This window comes from Alloalcanivorax marinus, assembly GCF_016906305.1.
Lineage (GTDB): Bacteria > Pseudomonadota > Gammaproteobacteria > Pseudomonadales > Alcanivoracaceae > Alloalcanivorax > Alloalcanivorax marinus.
On the sequence record NZ_JADDOL010000039.1, the window covers coordinates 1 to 15,936 of the forward strand.

A 15,936-nucleotide genomic window follows, 5' to 3' on the forward strand; every position below is an offset into this window, starting at 1 on the left:
GTCCTGTTCTCAAGGGTCCCGGAAGGGCGTCGCGCCCTGAGCCGCTGAGCAGTGAACCTCCGCGCTGCGGGTCACTTCAAACGCCTGGCGGAGCGAAAATCGGAGCTTGCCGGCTCAACGATGAGCTCTACGGAGCCGCCACCTCTACCCCGTGGTTCATCGTTGTTCGTACCCGGAAAGGTTCCGCTACCTCGAAGCGGAGCTGTGTGGGTGCCTTCCGGGACCCTTTTTGGCAGGGATGCCAAAAACGGGAGCGCCCAGGGACGGCTTGAGCGATCCCGGAAGGCACCCACGCAGATCCGCGTCCCCGCTAAAGGCATCTCGCATCGGCTTCCCGCCAAAGCGCGATGAACCTTTTTTTCTGTCTCGCGGTTTTTACATCCCCCCTGTAAAGAACCATTGAATCCGGCTGATGCCCGCCGCTCCGGTATGCACAATAGCCCGTGATGCCCGCCGCGACCCGGCGGCCCACGCCGATCACGCCGTGGCAGTCCCTCAACTCGAAAACGGAATCTCGCGGAGAGGAGCACAGCATGAGTAACGAGGATCTCTACCCCACTCGCAGGGAAGAAGACCACAAGCGCTTCGCGCGCCTGGACCCGGTGGTACACGCTCGCAACCAGGAACGCTGGGCCGGCCCGCTGGGCGAGGAATCCCTGTCACGTTATGAGCGCGACGGCTTTCTGTGGTTTGAAGGTTTTTTCTCCCAGGAACGGATGCGTCCGTTCTTCGACGAACTCAACGACATGGCCAAGGACACCGAACTCACCAAATCCGACCAGGTGATCACCGACCCGGATTCCGGTGACATTCGTTCCGTGTTCGCCATGCACGAAATCTCGAAACGCTTTGATGAGCTGACCCGCGATCCCAGGATCCTGGGCATGGTTCGCCAGTTACTGGGCGGCGATGTCTATATCCATCAATCGCGCATCAACGACAAGTTCGGTTTCCAGGGCAGCGGTTTTCAGTGGCATTCGGATTTCGAAACCTGGCACTCCGAGGACGGCATGCCGCGCATGCGCGCGGTGAGCGCATCGATCATGCTCACCGACAACAATGAGTTCAACGGTCCGCTGATGTTGATTCCCGGCTCTCACCACTACTTCGTGCCGTGCCACGGCAAGACGCCGGAGAACAACTGGAAGGATTCGTTGAAGAGTCAGCGGGTCGGCGTGCCGAGCCAGGAAAACCTGCGCGACCTGGTCGACCAGGGCGGCATTCAGGCGCCCAAGGGTCCGCCCGGTTCGCTGTTGCTGTTCGAGTGCAACACCCTGCACGCGTCCAACAAGAATCTGTCGCCCTGGCCCCGGTCCAATCTGTTCTTCGTTTACAACAGCGTGGACAACGGCCTGGAGGAACCCTACGGCGACACCAAGGCACGGCCGCACTTCCTGGCCAACCGCGACAAGGTGGAAGCGCTTGCCATGCACGACAATCTGGATCCGCTGTAAGCGTTGTTTGTTGCCGCTTTTTGTAAAAAAAGCGTGTCGTGACCGGGCCTCGATGAGGCCCGGTTCACATTTCCCCACCCCCCTGCCCAGCTTTTACAAACCCTGACAAACCATTCCCCGATCCCGGGTGTTTATTAAACAGGACAGGCCGCCAATCCGGCGCCCCTGCCAACACTGCGGGACAGCGGCATGAAAAATTCGGATCGAATCGGTTTCACGGTTTTCTTCGTGGCGATTGTGTTCATCGCCTTCGTGGCCGGTGCCTTCATGGTGCTGACCCGCACCTTTCCCTATCCGTTGTTCAACGACGCCCACAAAGCCGCCGGTGCCCTGATCCAGCAAACCACCCTGTCCGACCTGTACACCCAATCCGATCTGTGGCGCGACGCGCGCCGGGACGACCGGGGTGTCACCGTGCACGACGCGGGGCGCGCCTACCCGGGCTTCACGCTCTACACCTCCGGCGACGGCAGCTATGCCAGCCTGGTGGACATGGACGGCCGCGAAGTGCACCGCTGGCAGTTGCCCTACAGCCAGGTCTGGGACCAGAGCCCGGTGGGCCGGGCGCCGCGTCCGGACGATCGCATCTACTGGCGCAAGGCGCGCGTGCTGCCCAACGGGGATCTGGTGGCGATCTTTATCGCCAACAACGACACCCCCTGGGGCTACGGCATGGTCAAACTGGACGCGGACTCCCAGGTGATCTGGCGTTACCACGCCAGCACCCACCACGACCTGGACATCACCCCGGAGGGCGACGTGGTGACGCTCACCCACGAGTTCACCGACCAGGCGGTGCCCGCCTTCGCCAAGCTGGAGAGGCCCTGGCTGGACGACTTCCTGGTGGTGCTGGACGGCGACACCGGTGAGGAGCGCAGCAAGGTGTCCCTGGCCCGCGCGTTCATGGACTCGCCCTACGCCGACCTGTTCTACGCGGTGCCCAGCTTCGCCACCGCCGACCCGCTGCACACCAACAGCGTGCAGTTCCTGACCCCGGAGCTGGCCGGGCGCTTCGCCCCGGCGCAAGGACAGGCCGGCCAGGTGCTGCTGTCGTTCCGTCACCCCGGCGCCGTGGCGCTGGTGGACCCGGACAGCGGCACCATGAACTGGGCCATCAAGGGCCCCTGGCTGGGCCAGCACTATCCGCGCGTCAACCGGGCCGGCCATTTCACCCTGTTCGACAACCTGGGCCACTTCGAGAAAGACAATCGCACCCGCGTGCTCGAAGTGGACCCCACCGATCAGCGGATCGTGGCGCGCTACACCGGGGACGCCGCCCACCCCTTCGACAGCGGCCTGCGCGGCGCCGTGGAAGAACTGCCCAACGGCAACTGGCTGATCACCGAGTCCGACGGCGGTCGCCTGTTGGAGGTGGCCGACGGCGAGATCGTCTGGGAGTTCGTCAATCCGGTGCGCGCCGGCGACCGGGATCAATACATCCCGGTGGTGTCCGCCGCCCAGCGGGTGGCGCCGGAAGACCTGGATCCGGCGTTTCGTTCAAAACTGGAAACCCGTTCGGAAAAATCCCCCTCATCAACCTCACGTTAGGAGATGACCATGAAGACCGCTCACGCTCATCGTTCCGTGCTGGCCACCACCGTGGCCCTGTCCGTCCTGCTGCTGCCCGGCCTGGCCTCCGCCTATGTGGGCCCCGGCGCCGGGCTCAGCCTGCTCACCGCCCTGTGGGGCATCGTCGCCGCCATCGGCGTGGCGTTGCTGTTCGTGATCATGTGGCCGATCCGGCGCCTGCGCCGGCGTCGCAAGGCCGCCGCCGACGAATCCGCCGCCCGGGTGGCGGAGCCGCCCATGGACGAGACGCCCGCCGGCCACACCGACGAGTCGCCGCGCCCCGCCAACGACGACCGGCGTGTCTGAACGCCGCCCTTGAACAACGGAAGGACATCCCATGGCCCTGTTCGATCTGCCCGCCCCCCTGTTCGCCACCCTCGACGCCGGCCTGGCCACGGTGCTGCCGGCCGTGGCCAGGCTGGCGGTGTGGGCGGCCCTGGCCGGCGTGGGCACGCTGTTTCTCTATAAATGGCTGTCTCCCCAGGGTCGCATCGGTGAGGCCAAGCGCGCCGCCCGGGAGGCCCGCCGGGCCCTGAACGGGTTCGACGGCGAGTTCGGCGATGCCGGTCCGCTGATCCGCGACCAATTCGTCACCGCCTTCCGGCATCTGGGTCTGGTGGTGATCCCCACGTTGATCTCGATCCTGCCGTTGCTGGCCCTGCTGACCTGGCTGGAAGGGCATTACGCGCACCGGTTGCCCACCGTCGGCGAGACGCCGGCCCTGGAAGCGGCACCGGCGGCCTACCGGGCGGACTGGGTCAGCGAGGGCGACACGCCGGTGATCCGGGTCCGCGACGGCGAGCGCCAGGTGGCCGAGGTGCCCGTCACCGCGCCGATCCCGGTGGTGGAGCAGCGCCACTGGTGGAACTGGCTGATCGGCAATCCGCTCGGCTATTTGCCGGACAACAGCGGCGTGGAGCGGGTCACCCTGACCCTGCCGCAAACGGAGTACCTGCCGTTCGGCCCGGGCTGGCTGCGCCACTGGCTGGCGGTGTTCTTCCCGATCATGTTGATCGTTTCCCTGCTCACCTACCGAGGGGCGAACATCGAATGAGCACTTCACCGCGACCGGATACGGTCACCGACACCGGCGCCGCGCCGGACCCGGATTTCCAGGTCACGGCCTGGATGCATCTGGCCGGCGGCTGGGTGCATCGCCATCCGCGCGCCTGGATCCGCCTGGGCAATCTGGAAACCCGCGCGGTGGGCGACGTGATCGAGGATGTGAGCGTGGACCGGCCCATCTATGTGGCGGGTCTGGCGCGCGCCGGCACCACCATCCTGCTGGAGCATCTGGCGGGCCACCCGGACGTGGCCTCCCACCGCTACGCGGACTTCCCGTTCCTGCCGATTCCCTATTGGTGGAACCGCTGGCTGTCCCTGGTGCCCGGCGCCCACGAGGCGGCCCGCGAGCGGGCTCACAAGGACGGCATTCAGGTCACGTCGAAAAGCCCGGAAGCGTTCGAGGAGATGCTGTGGATGGCGTTTTTTCCCGACGCCCACGACCCCGCCCACAGCTCGGTGTTGCGCCGCGACGACCGGCACCCGGACTTCGAAACGTTCTACGATCAACACATCCGCAAGCTGCTGGCGATCCGGCGGCGCCGCCGCTACCTGGCCAAGGGCAATTACAACCTGGCGCGGCTGGGCTACCTGCACCGTTTGTACCCGGACGCCCGCTTTCTGGTGATGATCCGCGACCCGGTCTGGCACATCGCCTCGCTGATGAAGCAGCAGGCCCTGTTCGTGGCGGGCGAATCCAGGGAACCCCGGGCGCTGGAACACATGCGCCGGGTGGGGCACTACGAATTCGGCCTGGACCGGCGCGCCATCAACCTGGGCGACCGGGCCCTTACCGAACGGGTCACCACCCTGTGGGAGAGCGGCCGGGAAGTGGAAGGCTGGGCCCGCTACTGGGCGGCGGTGTATCAGCACGTGGCCGATACCCTGGAGGCGGACGCGGCCCTGGCCGAGGCGGCGCTGGTGGTTCGTTACGAAGACCTGTGCGGTGACGCCGACGCCACCCTGCGCCACGTCTTCCAGTTTGCCGATCTGGCCCTGTCGGACCCGCAACGGGCGCGTCTGGCCGAGGGGCTGCACGCGCCCACCTACTACCAGCCGCGTTTCGATGAACGGGAGCGGGCGCTGATCGAGGAGATCACCGCGCCGGTGGCGCGGCGCTTCGGCTATATCAGGACCTGAACAGGGCGGCGTGACGCGGCGGCGTCACGCCTGGCTGCCCGGGAACGGCGGGAACCGGCGTTCTTCCTTCGGCGGCGGGAAATACTGGAACAGCCAGGTTTCGCTGATCACCTTGCCCCGGGCACTGAGGGTAAGACGCATGTTCACCGGGTCCGTGGCGTCGCTGTCCGGGTACCAGTCGAACAGAATGCGGAAGCCCTCCAGGTCCTTCACCCAGAGTACATGCAGGTCCTTCACCTGGCCGGCGGAGGTGTCCAACTGGGTGTCCACGTCGATATCGCCGTCGTAGAACGCCTTCAGCTCGCCGCCGACGAAGTCCACGGCGATGCGTTCCGCCCACACCTCCGGGTAATGCTCGCCGGGGGCCCAGCCTTCCGGGAAACCGCCCATGCCACTCAAGGTGGCGCGCACCCGCGCCAGATCGGTGTGCACCGGCGCCCGGGCGCCCCAGTGCAGCCGATAGCCAAAGCTGAGCGCCTCGCCGCCCTGGATCGCCTGTTGGGGTTTCCAGAACGCCACCACGTTGTCCATGGTCTCGCCGGTGGTGGGCAGTTCCAGCAGCTGGATTTCGCCGGCACCCCACTGGCCCTTGGGCTCCACCCACAGACTGGGCCGGTCGTGGTAGCGACCGATCACGTCTTCATAGTCGTCGAAGTCCCGGTGGGTCTGCAGCATGCCGAAACCCTTCGGATCCTGATCGCCGAAGGTATTGAACTGAATGCGCGGCGGATTGTTGAGCGGCCGGCACACCCACTCGCCGTTGCCGCGCCACAGGGCCAGACGATCGGAATCGTGGACCCGGGGGTGCAGCGTTCGGCATTGCCGGCGCTGATGGCCGCCGCAGCTGAACATGGTGGTCATGGGCGCGATGCCCAACTGGGTGATGGCCTCGCGGGGGAACAGATGGCTGTCGATGTCCATCACCACCCCATCGTCCGCGCAATCGATCACGAAGCGATAGGCGCCGGCCAGCTTCGGCGAATCGAGCAGCGCGAAGGCGGTGAAACGGCTGGCGCCGGGGGCCGGCGTCTCGAACCAGAAATGGGTGAAGTCCGGAAACTCCTCGCGCTCGCCGTCGGCGAAGGTGTTGACGGTGGCGCCCCGGGCCGACAGGCCATATTGATAGGAACCGTCCACCGCCCGGAAATAGCTGGCGCCGAGAAACGAAATAATGTCCTTCTCGTCCAGGGACGGCGCCTTGAACACGCGGAAGCCGGCGAATCCCAGATCACTGCCCAATTGGGAGACGTCCACATCCGCCCGGGCGTAATCGAACAATTCCGGGCGGAAGTGAATCTCCCGGGCCTGGCCGCTGTCCGGGTCCACCGAGTACATGCGCACCGGCTGGTCGAAGGCCATGCCGGCATGGATGAACTGCACGTTGAGCCGGTCACTTTGCCCGCGCCACAGGGCGTGGGCCGGATCGTAGCCGATCTCGTTGTACTGATGCGGAGTGAGCGCCGCCAGCGTCTCCGGCAGGCGCCGGGCGCCGTCCTGGTACGGCGCCGTGGCGAGCTGGCGGGCCCGTTCCCGCAGGCCCTCGAAACTGAACGGCCGCGCTTCGCCGTCGGCGATGCGCTCATTGCCGCGGGCGGCGGCGAACAGCGGCGCGGAGGGCAGACCGTACCAGGCCGCCAGAGCCACCGCGCTCTTCAACAGGGTTCTACGCTTCATCAAGACTCGGTCCTTCTGCGGATACCGGACGGTGGTTCAACCCTACTCCTTGCCGCCCGGCACGGTGGTAAAAGCTTGAATAATCGGACCTTCGTCGGAGGTGCCCGTTCCGGGGCCGGTTCACAAAACAAAACCCTGAAAATCGTCCGGGAATATTGGCGCGCATCGCCGGCGGGTGTATCGTCAAACGCGGATCGGTCTGGAAGGGACACGCCATGATCAAACGTATTTTTCTCGCCCTGTTGCTGCTGGCGGTGGTGGTGGCGGTGGCCTTCGCGGTCTACGCCTGGCATTCCGAGTTGCCCGCCATGGCGGCGTCGGATCGCCCGGACTTCGACGCCGCCACCGTCGAAAAAGGCCGGGTGCTGGCCGCCGCCGGCTACTGCGCCACCTGCCACACGGCCAAGGGGGGCGAGCCCTACGCGGGCAACTACCCGGTGGTCAGCGATTTCGGCACCATCTATGCCTCGAACATCACACCGGACCCGGACACCGGCATCGGCGACTGGTCCCCGGAGGCGTTCCGGCGCGCCATGCATGAAGGCGTGGACCGGGAGGGCCGGCATCTGTTTCCCGCTTTCCCCTACGACCACTTCACCAAACTGTCCGATCAGGACGTGGACGCCCTGTACGCGTACCTGATGAGCGAAGTGACGCCGGTCAACCAGGAAACCCGAGAACCCACCCTGCCCTTCCCGCTCGATCTGCGCTTTCTGCAGGCGGGCTGGAAACTGCTGTTCGTGGATTTCGGCCGCTACCAGCCGGACCCGGCACGGAGCGACGCCTGGAACCGGGGCGCCTATCTGACCGAGGGCATCAGCCATTGCGGCGCCTGCCACACACCGCGCAACGCCCTGGGCGCCGAGGACCCGGACCGGCGCTTCGCCGGCGCCACCATCGACCGCTGGGTGGCGCCGGCGCTGACCGCCGACAATCCGTCCGGCGTGCCGTGGAGCGCCCGGGATTTCACCACCTACCTGACGCTCGGCGCCGACCGCTTTCACGGCGTGGCCGCCGGGCCCATGGGCCCGGTGGTCCACGGCGGCGTGGCGGAACTCCCCGATTCGGACCTGAACGCCCTGGGCGTCTATCTGGCGGACGTCACCGGCGCCGGCCAGCGCGATGACCGCGCCAGCGACGCGACGGACAACGCCGCGCTGGCCGCCAGCCTGGCCGCCGGCAAACCGGATCCGGCCTGGCGCCTGGAACAGGGCGCGCGGCTGTACGTCAGCGCCTGTGCCGCCTGCCACTACAACGCCACGCCGGACAGCCTCACCGCCACCCGGCCGGACCTGGGCATCAATTCCGCCACCCGGCTGGACGACCCGGCCAACCTGATTCACGTGATGCTGGACGGCATACCCGCCGACGAAGGCAGCCACGGCGTGGTGATGCCGGCCTTCCGCTCGGCCCTGGACGACCAGCAGATCGCCGCCATCGCCGCCTACCTGCGCGCCACCCGCACCGACCTGCCGGCCTGGCCGGATCTGCCCGCCCGGGTCGGTGAGCTGCGCGCCCACGCCGGCACGCATTGACGAGGAAGCCCCCATGATCGAGTGCACCATCAATGGAGAAACGGTCCGCCTGGACGCGGACCCGGACATGCCGCTGCTGTGGGCGCTGCGTGACCTGGCCGGCCTCACCGGCACCAAGTTCGGCTGTGGCATCGGCCTGTGCGGCGCCTGCACCGTCCACGTGGGCGGCCGCGCCACCCGCAGCTGCATCACCCCGCTCAAGGACGTGGCCGGCGCCCACATCACCACCATCGAGGGTCTGGACGCCGACGGCGAGCATCCCCTTCAACAGACCTGGCGGGAACTGCAGGTGCCCCAGTGCGGCTACTGCCAGTCCGGCCAGATCATGCAGGCGGCGGCGCTGCTCAAGGACCTGCCGAACCCCAGTGACGACGACATCGACGCGGTGATGACCGGCAACCTTTGCCGGTGCATGACCTACCCGCGCATCCGCGGCGCCATCCGTGAGGCGGCCGCGGCCATGAAGGAGGCCGGCACCCATGGCTGATACGGTTGATTCACGCCGCTTACCCGGCGAGGCTCCGGCCACGCCGCGCCTGACCCGGCGCAGCTTCCTGGTCTCCATGTGCGCCGCCGGCGCGGTGTTCGGCTTTCCCCGTGCCGGGCTGGCGGCCATGAACCCGCAGGCCGCCGACGGCCAGCCCCTGGAGGCCGCCGGGCAACGCTTCGAGCCCACCCTCTGGTATTGGATCGACACCGAGGGCCGGGTCAATGTGAACATCATCCGCGCCGAGATGGGCCAGCACGTGGGCACCGCCATCGCCCGCATCCTGGCCGATGAGCTGGGCGCCCGCTGGGAGGACGTGCACATCGAGCATGTGGACAGCGATCCCAAGTGGGGCACCATGGTCACTGGCGGCAGCTGGTCGGTATGGCAAAGCTGGCCGGTCTACCGCCGCGCCGGCGCCGCCGGCCGCCTGGCCCTGGCGGAGAAAGCCGCCGCCCTGTGGGGCGTCAAGGCGGACACCGTGACCGTGGCGGACGGCCGGGTCAGCGCCGGCGGCCGCAGCCTGGGCTTCGGCGAACTGGTGCAAAAAGGCCTGGACCGTCAGTTCAGCGAGGACGAGCTCAAGGCCCTGCCGCTCAAGCCCCACGATCAACTGACCCTGCTGGGCCGGGATCTGAAGGCCCTGGACATCGACACCAAGACCAACGGCCAGGCGATCTACGGCATCGACGCCAAGGTGGAAGGCATGGTGCATGCCGTGCCGATCCTGCCGCCCACCCGCTATGACTGCGCCATCACCACCATCGACGACAGCGCCGCCAAGGACATCAAGGGCTACCGGCAGACCCTGAAACTGGACGACCCCTCCGGCACCGCGCCGGGCTGGGCGATGGTGATCGCCGACAGCCACTGGGCGGCGCTGCGGGCCGCCGGCCTCATCAAGGTCTCCTACCAGACCGGCGACGCCACCCGGGTGAGCGAGGCGGAAATTCAGGCGGAGAACCGCCGGCTGGCGGACGACCCCGAGGCCGGCTCGGTGCTCGATACCGGCAATCCCGACCAGGTGGACGCGGCGTTCGAGGGCGCCGCCGACACCTTCCAGGCCGACTACACCACCCAGACGGTGCTGCATTTCCAGCTGGAACCGGTCAACGCCCTGGTGTTCCGCAACGACGACGGCGTCTGGGAAGTGCACACCGGCAACCAGTGGCAGTCCCTGTGCCTGCCCTGGCTGCAAAAAGCGCTGGGCGTGGACGAGGACCAGGTGGTGATGCGCACCTACCTGCTGGGCGGCGGCTTCGGCCGCCGTCTCAACGGCGACTATGCGATTCCCGCCGCACTGGCCTCCAAGGCCCTGGACGGCCGGCCGGTGAAGATGATCCTGACCCGCGCCGACGACAGTCATTTCGACAGCGTGCGCCCGCCCACCCTGTCGCGCCTGCGCATGGCGTTCGACGCCGACAAGCGGGTGGTGGGCATGGACAGCGCGGTGGTGTCCGGCTGGCCCACCAAGGTGATGATGCCCGCCTTCATGCCCAAGGGCGTCAACGGCGAGCCCTACGATCCGTTTTCCTCGGACGGCATCGACCACTGGTACGGGGTCGGCGCGCAACGGGCCCGGGCGATCTCCAACGAATTGGCGGAGCACACCTTCCGCCCGGGCTGGCTGCGTTCCGTGTCGCCGGGCTGGACCAACTTCGCGGTGGAAAGCTTTATGGACGAGGCGGCCCGCCATATCGGCCAGGACCCGCTGCGTTTCCGCCTGGACCATTTCAAGGCGGAGGGCCGCAACGCCGGTCAGGCGCCCAACTCCGTGGGCGGCGCCCGCCGCCAGGCGGCGGTGCTGGAACGGGTGGCGGCGCTGTCCGGCTACGGCCGTGACGACCTGCCCGCCGACAGCGCCATCGGCATCGCCACCACCTACGGCCAGTCGCGCAGCATGCCCACCTGGGTGGGCGGCGCGGTGCATCTGAGCGTGGACCGCGACAGCGGCCGGGTGGACGTGCACAAAATCTGGCTGGTGGTGGACTGCGGCACCGTGGTCGACCCCAACGGCGCCCGCGCCCAGGTGGAGGGCAGCGCGCTCTGGGGCCTGTCCATGGCGCTCTACGAGGGCACCGAGTTCAAGAATGGCCGGGTGGCGGACACCAATCTGGACCGCTACGCGCCGCTGCGCATGATGGACACGCCGGAGATCGAGATCGAACTGGTGGACAGCACCGAGGTGCCGGTGGGCCTGGGCGAGCCGGGCACCACGGTGGTAGCGCCGGCCATCGCCAACGCCCTGCACGCGGCGGTGGGGGTGCGCCTGCGCCATCTGCCGATCACCCCGGCGGCGGTGCGGGAGGCCCTGCAACGGGCGGAGAGCTGAGCACGCCTGCGCATAAAGGCGTATGATGCGGGGTCGATTCCGAACCCCACCGGGAGCCCTTCTTGGCCGAAAGCAGTACCTCCGCGGACCGTCCCGAGCACGATGGTCTGCCGGCCCGGCAACGCCGCCTGGCCATGCTCGCCATCGCCACCAGCATCGGCCTGTCGGTGATGGACAGCAACATCGTCAACGTGGCCCTGCCCACCATCGCCGACAGCCTGGACGTGAGCCGCTCCCAGGTGGTGTGGGTGGTCAACGCCTACCTGCTGGCGGTGGCCACCACCCTGCTGCCGCTGTCCTCGCTCGGCGACATCGTCGGCTACCGGCGCATCTACCGCCTTGGCCTGGGCCTGTTCGTGGTCGCCTCCCTGGTCTGCACCCTGGCGGATTCCCTGGTCACCCTGGCGGTGGCCCGCTTCTTCCAGGGTCTGGGCGCCGCCGGCGTGATGAGCGTCAACGCCGCCCTGGTGCGCTTTATTTATCCGGCCCGCTCCCTGGGCCGGGGCATCGGCCTCACCGCCATGGTGGTGGCGCTGTCCTCCGGGCTCGGCCCCACCGTGGCCGCCGGCATTCTGTCGATCGCGGACTGGCCCTGGCTGTTCGCCTTCAACGTGCCCCTGGGGCTGCTGGCGCTGTACCTGGCGTCACGCAACCTGCCGCGCACGCCCACCGATCCGCGCCGCTTCGACTGGCCCAGTGCCCTGCTCAACGCCCTGGCCATCGGTCTGCTGGTCAGCGCCGTGGACGGGCTCGCCCACGGGCTGTCGCCGCTGCCGGCGCTGGTGGCCCTGGCCGCCGCCCTGCTGGTGGGCGCCGCCCTGGTACGGCGGCAGCTGACCCGGCCGGCGCCGATGCTGCCGGTGGATCTGCTGCGCATCCGGCCCTTCGCCCTGGCCATCGGCACCTCGTTCTGTTCGTTCACCAGCCAGATGGCCGCCTTTATCGCCCTGCCCTTCTATCTGCACGATGTGCTCGGCTACAGCGCCGTGCAGACCGGCCTGCTGATGACCCCCTGGCCGGCGGCGATCATGGTTACCGCGCCCATCGCCGGCCGGCTCGCCGACCGTTATCCCATCGGCCTGCTGTGTTCCCTGGGGCTGGCGCTGAAAGTGGTGGGGCTGGTGCTGCTGGCGGTGCTCTCCAGCCAGGCTCCGCTGGGCGTGATTCTCGCCTGCATGGCGCTGTGCGGCTTCGGCTTCGGCTTTTTCCAGGCGCCCAACAACCGCGCCATCATCGGCTCGGCGCCCCGTCAGCGCAGCGGTGGCGCCGGTGGCATGCAGGGCACCACGCGCCTGCTCGGCCAGACCCTGGGGGCGGCGCTCACCGCCCTGATGTTTGGCTTGATGGACGACGCCATCACCCCCGCCCTGCTGATGGCGGCGGCGTTTTCCCTGACCGCGGCGCTGATCAGTCTGCTGAGGATCGGCTCGACGCCGAAGGTTTGAGGGTCTCCTCGCTCATCCCCAGGCCGCCGCCGGCCAGCAATCGCCAAAGCCGCCCGGCGGCCTGGGACAGGGGCCGCGAACGCAGCCGGTAGGCGCAGGTCTGGGCGGTGGCGCCCACCTCCAGCGGCAGCGACACCAGCCAGCCCGCCGCCACCTCTTCACGGATCAGGGCGTCCGGCGCCAGCGTGATGGCGTGGCCGGCCCGGCACAGCCCCACGCAGGCACTGAGGGTCGGCATCAGGAATTCGGCGCCGTGGCGCGCCTGCAGCAGGCGGTGGAACCAGGGCGCCGCCTGCCGGCCATAATCCGGCGACACCCGCGGCATGGCCCAGGGCCGGGCGGCCACGAAGTCCAGCGCCGCCGCCTCGGACTCCAGGGCCGCGCGGGCCTCGCCGCGCAGCCAGTCCGCCGGCGCCATCATCTTCAGCGGCAGATTCAGCAGCGGTTCCACCACCGCGTCGTCCAGGTCGGGCAGATCGTCCCGGCGCCGCACGTCATAGAGCAGGAAATCGTAGCGGTAGCCGTACAGCCCTTCCTTCAGCGCCTCGAAATGATCGGTGTGCACGTCCAGGTGCAGCTTCAGGCCGGCCCGTTCCATGGCGCGGACCAGCTCCCGCGCCATCAGATCCGGCACGAACGGCCCGCATCCCAGACGCACCTGGCCTTCCCGACCCTGCTGGAAGCGCTCCACCAGCTGGTCCAGACCGGCGCTTTCCCGCAGCACCCGCGACGCCTGCCGGTACAGCGCGGTGGCGAACTCGGTGGGGCGCAGGGAGCGGGTATCACGCTGGAACAGGGGCGCGCCCAGTTGCTCCTCCAGTTTCTGCAGGGCGCGGCTCAGGGCCGGTTGGGTGACCCCCAGGGCCCGCGCCGCCGCCGACAGGCTGCGGTATTCGTACACCGCCCGAAACTGAACCAGTTGCTGCAATTGCCACATGCGCCTCTCCCGGGCCCCGTCGCGGTGCCGAACGGCGCACCTTAGCACCCTTCGAGCGGGCGTGAAGGGCATGGATATATAAACCCCAGTCATGGGTTATCTGGCCATACTCCCGTCCATCGTTCCAAAAAACAACGCTCAGAAAAACAACGATGGCATCGAAGCAGGTAACACCATGACGTCTTTCACGCGACGCACCGTGCTCAAACAACTGGCGCTGGGCACCGCCGCCCTGGGCACCGCCCCGGCCCTGCGCGCCGCCACCGGCGGCGCCGGCAAGCGGCCCAATGTGCTGCTCCTGGTGTCCGACCAGGAGCGCGGCTGGCCGGATCTGCCCGGCGCCCTGGACCTGCCCGCCCATGAAAAACTGCTGGCCCGGGGGGTGGGCTTCACCGGGTACCACGCCAACACCTCCCCGTGCTCGCCGTCCCGTTCGGTGATGTACACCGGCCAGCACACCATGCACACCGGCATGACCGCCAACCTGCACGCGCCGCCGTTCCCCACCCTCAACCCGGACCTGCCGACCCTGGGCCACGTGTTCCAGGCGCTCGGCTACCACACCGCCTACAAGGGCAAGTGGCACCTGTCCGACATCGAGGACGGCCCCGGCCTGATGTACGGCAGCTACCCGAGCCGGCGCCGCGCCCTGGAGCCCCACGGCTTCCACGATTACAACCTGACCGGCGACGTGCACGGTTCCGTATGGCAGGGCTATCTGGCGGACCGCATGGTCTCCGGCGAAGCCGGCCAGTGGCTGATGCGCGACAGTCGCAAGCTGGACCGGCCCTGGCTGCTGGCGGTGAACTTCGTCAATCCCCACGACATCATGTTCTTCTCCACCAGCGAGGCCCAGGACCGCTCCCGGGCCAATCCCATGTTCATGGCGCCGCTGCGGCCGGCGCCCAACGACCCGCTCTACGACCGGGACTGGACCCACCTGCCCCTGCCCGCGTCCTTTCATCGTGAAACCCTGGCCGGCAAGCCCTGGTGCCACCATTCCTATGCCGACGTCATCGACACCCTCTACGGCCGCATCGACAAGGGCGACGAAGCCGCCTGGCTGGCCAACCAGAGCTACTACTACAACTGCCTGCGCGACGTGTCCCGGCAGGTGGACCGGGTGCTGTGGACGCTGGAAAAAAGCGGCCAGATGGACAACACCATCATCGTCTACACCGCCGACCACGGCGAAATGGCGGGCGCCCACGGCCTGCGCCAGAAGGGGCCGATGGTCTACAAGGAAAACAGCCGCATCCCGCTGATCATCCGTCATCCGGACGTGCGCGGCGGCCGCACCGTGGAGAACCTGGGCTCCACCCTGGATCTGCTGCCCACCCTGGTGGGTCTGGCCACCGAGGGCCAGGGCAAGACCGACACCCCCGGCGTGGACCTGAGCCCGGTGCTCAACGGCGGCCACACCCGCCGGGACGAGCGGGGCGTGCTGTTCGCCTACGGCGTGCTGCTCTACACCGATCCGGAGGCCACCCGCCGTCTGGTCACCGAGGGCGACGAGATCACCCCGGTGAAACTGATGGGCGACTTTCTCAAGCAACTGCGCCTGGGCCCGGAGCTGGGCAACCGGGGCCTGCACCGGGGCGTGTTCGACGGCCGCTACAAGTTCGCCCGCTACTTCAGCCCGGACAGCCATCACACACCCGAGGACTGGGAAACCCTTACCGCCCACAACGACCTGGAGCTGTACGACACCTGGCAGGACCCGCACGAGCTCAACAATCTGGCGGCTCAGCCGGAGCCGGACCGGGACCTGATTCTGGCGATGAACGAGAAAACCAATCGGTTGGTAGCCGAGGAAGTGGGCGAGGACAAGGGCGCCGAGTTCATCGGGCCCACCTTTATGTACACGCTCTGAAACGCCTTATCCGCTGATTCCGTATTCGCCCTTGGGGGGCGTGCCCCGGGCCGCGAGGTCCGGGGCTTTTTATTGGTTCATCGTGGCTTTTTGCGGCTGGTCGGTCCTTATCCGGGACGCGGAGCTATGTGGGTCCCTTCCGGGATCGCTCAAGCCGTCCATGCGCGCTCCCGTTTTTGGCATCCCTGCCAAAAAGGGTCCCGGAAGGGACCCACACAGCTCCGCTTCGAGGGAGCGGAACCGTTCCGGGTACGAACCACGATGAACCGGATGTGTAGAGGTGGCGGCTCCGTAGAGCCAATTTTTGAGCCGACAAGGCTCCGATTTTCTCTTCGCCAGGCTTTTGAAGCGTCCCTTGGCGCGGAGGCTCACCGCTCAGCGGCTCAGGGCGCGACGCCCTTCCGGGACCCTTGAGAACAGGACGTTCG

General features: G+C 67.8%; 12 protein-coding genes. 10 read left to right on the forward strand and 2 right to left on the reverse strand.

Features of this window, described 5'->3' with window-relative positions; all coding sequences use genetic code 11:
• Positions 1–533: 533 nt before the first annotated feature.
• From thpD to IM760_RS18235, 5 genes are all read left to right on the forward strand, one after another.
• A complete protein-coding gene (gene thpD, locus IM760_RS18215) occupies positions 534–1,454 on the forward strand; it encodes an ectoine hydroxylase (RefSeq protein WP_204431661.1) in 921 nt (306 codons plus the stop codon).
• A 189-nt stretch (positions 1,455–1,643) separates the two neighbouring features.
• A complete protein-coding gene (locus IM760_RS18220) occupies positions 1,644–3,002 on the forward strand; it encodes an arylsulfotransferase family protein (protein ID WP_204431662.1) in 1,359 nt (452 codons plus the stop codon).
• A gap of 9 nt (positions 3,003–3,011) precedes the next feature.
• Entirely contained in the window at positions 3,012–3,329 is a 318-nt protein-coding gene (locus IM760_RS18225; RefSeq protein WP_204431663.1) for a hypothetical protein, read from the forward strand.
• 31 nt (positions 3,330–3,360) lie between these two features.
• Positions 3,361–4,077, forward strand: coding sequence for a hypothetical protein (locus IM760_RS18230; protein WP_204431664.1), 717 nt, complete (start codon positions 3,361–3,363; stop codon positions 4,075–4,077).
• Positions 4,074–5,225, forward strand: a complete 1,152-nt coding sequence (locus IM760_RS18235) for a sulfotransferase (RefSeq protein WP_204431665.1) — start codon at positions 4,074–4,076, stop codon at positions 5,223–5,225. Before IM760_RS18230 ends, IM760_RS18235 begins: the two co-directional genes overlap by 4 nt.
• Before the next feature lie 24 nt (positions 5,226–5,249).
• Here IM760_RS18235 and IM760_RS18240 read toward each other — a convergent pair whose 3' ends face one another.
• A complete protein-coding gene (locus IM760_RS18240) occupies positions 5,250–6,899 on the reverse strand; it encodes an OpgD/OpgG family glucan biosynthesis protein (protein ID WP_204431666.1) in 1,650 nt (549 codons plus the stop codon).
• A gap of 215 nt (positions 6,900–7,114) precedes the next feature.
• Between IM760_RS18240 and IM760_RS18245 the strand changes: the two genes are divergently transcribed.
• From IM760_RS18245 to IM760_RS18260, 4 genes are all read left to right on the forward strand, one after another.
• On the forward strand, positions 7,115–8,434 hold the full coding sequence (locus IM760_RS18245; RefSeq protein ID WP_204431667.1) for a cytochrome c: 1,320 nt from the start codon (positions 7,115–7,117) through the stop codon (positions 8,432–8,434).
• Between the two features lie 13 nt (positions 8,435–8,447).
• Positions 8,448–8,921: a (2Fe-2S)-binding protein gene (locus IM760_RS18250; RefSeq protein ID WP_204431668.1), complete on the forward strand. Its 474-nt coding sequence runs from the start codon at positions 8,448–8,450 to the stop codon at positions 8,919–8,921.
• Positions 8,914–11,253, forward strand: coding sequence for a xanthine dehydrogenase family protein molybdopterin-binding subunit (locus tag IM760_RS18255; RefSeq protein ID WP_204431669.1), 2,340 nt, complete (start codon positions 8,914–8,916; stop codon positions 11,251–11,253). The genes IM760_RS18250 and IM760_RS18255 overlap by 8 nt, the downstream gene beginning before the upstream one ends.
• A 62-nt stretch (positions 11,254–11,315) precedes the next feature.
• Positions 11,316–12,698: an MFS transporter gene (locus IM760_RS18260; protein ID WP_228234756.1), complete on the forward strand. Its 1,383-nt coding sequence runs from the start codon at positions 11,316–11,318 to the stop codon at positions 12,696–12,698.
• Here the strand turns inward: IM760_RS18260 and IM760_RS18265 are convergent.
• A complete protein-coding gene (locus IM760_RS18265; protein ID WP_204431670.1) occupies positions 12,661–13,635 on the reverse strand; it encodes a LysR family transcriptional regulator in 975 nt (324 codons plus the stop codon). The genes IM760_RS18260 and IM760_RS18265 overlap by 38 nt on opposite strands.
• A 175-nt stretch (positions 13,636–13,810) precedes the next feature.
• Here IM760_RS18265 and IM760_RS18270 point away from each other — a divergent pair, with 175 nt between their 5' ends.
• Entirely contained in the window at positions 13,811–15,508 is a 1,698-nt protein-coding gene (locus IM760_RS18270) for a sulfatase family protein (RefSeq protein WP_204431671.1), read from the forward strand.
• The last annotated feature ends 428 nt before the right edge of the window (positions 15,509–15,936 follow it).

Excerpts from the sequence above, each read along its gene's own strand:
- thpD (WP_204431661.1), top strand. The coding sequence starts at position 534 with ATGAGTAACGAGGATCTCTACCCCACTCGCAGGGAAGAAGACCACAAG.
- IM760_RS18220 (WP_204431662.1), top strand. The coding sequence starts at position 1,644 with ATGAAAAATTCGGATCGAATCGGTTTCACGGTTTTCTTCGTGGCGATT.
- IM760_RS18225 (WP_204431663.1), top strand. The coding sequence starts at position 3,012 with ATGAAGACCGCTCACGCTCATCGTTCCGTGCTGGCCACCACCGTGGCC.
- IM760_RS18230 (WP_204431664.1), top strand. The coding sequence starts at position 3,361 with ATGGCCCTGTTCGATCTGCCCGCCCCCCTGTTCGCCACCCTCGACGCC.
- IM760_RS18235 (WP_204431665.1), top strand. The coding sequence starts at position 4,074 with ATGAGCACTTCACCGCGACCGGATACGGTCACCGACACCGGCGCCGCG.
- IM760_RS18240 (WP_204431666.1), bottom strand. The coding sequence starts at position 6,899 with ATGAAGCGTAGAACCCTGTTGAAGAGCGCGGTGGCTCTGGCGGCCTGG.
- IM760_RS18245 (WP_204431667.1), top strand. The coding sequence starts at position 7,115 with ATGATCAAACGTATTTTTCTCGCCCTGTTGCTGCTGGCGGTGGTGGTG.
- IM760_RS18250 (WP_204431668.1), top strand. The coding sequence starts at position 8,448 with ATGATCGAGTGCACCATCAATGGAGAAACGGTCCGCCTGGACGCGGAC.
- IM760_RS18255 (WP_204431669.1), top strand. The coding sequence starts at position 8,914 with ATGGCTGATACGGTTGATTCACGCCGCTTACCCGGCGAGGCTCCGGCC.
- IM760_RS18265 (WP_204431670.1), bottom strand. The coding sequence starts at position 13,635 with ATGTGGCAATTGCAGCAACTGGTTCAGTTTCGGGCGGTGTACGAATAC.
- IM760_RS18270 (WP_204431671.1), top strand. The coding sequence starts at position 13,811 with ATGACGTCTTTCACGCGACGCACCGTGCTCAAACAACTGGCGCTGGGC.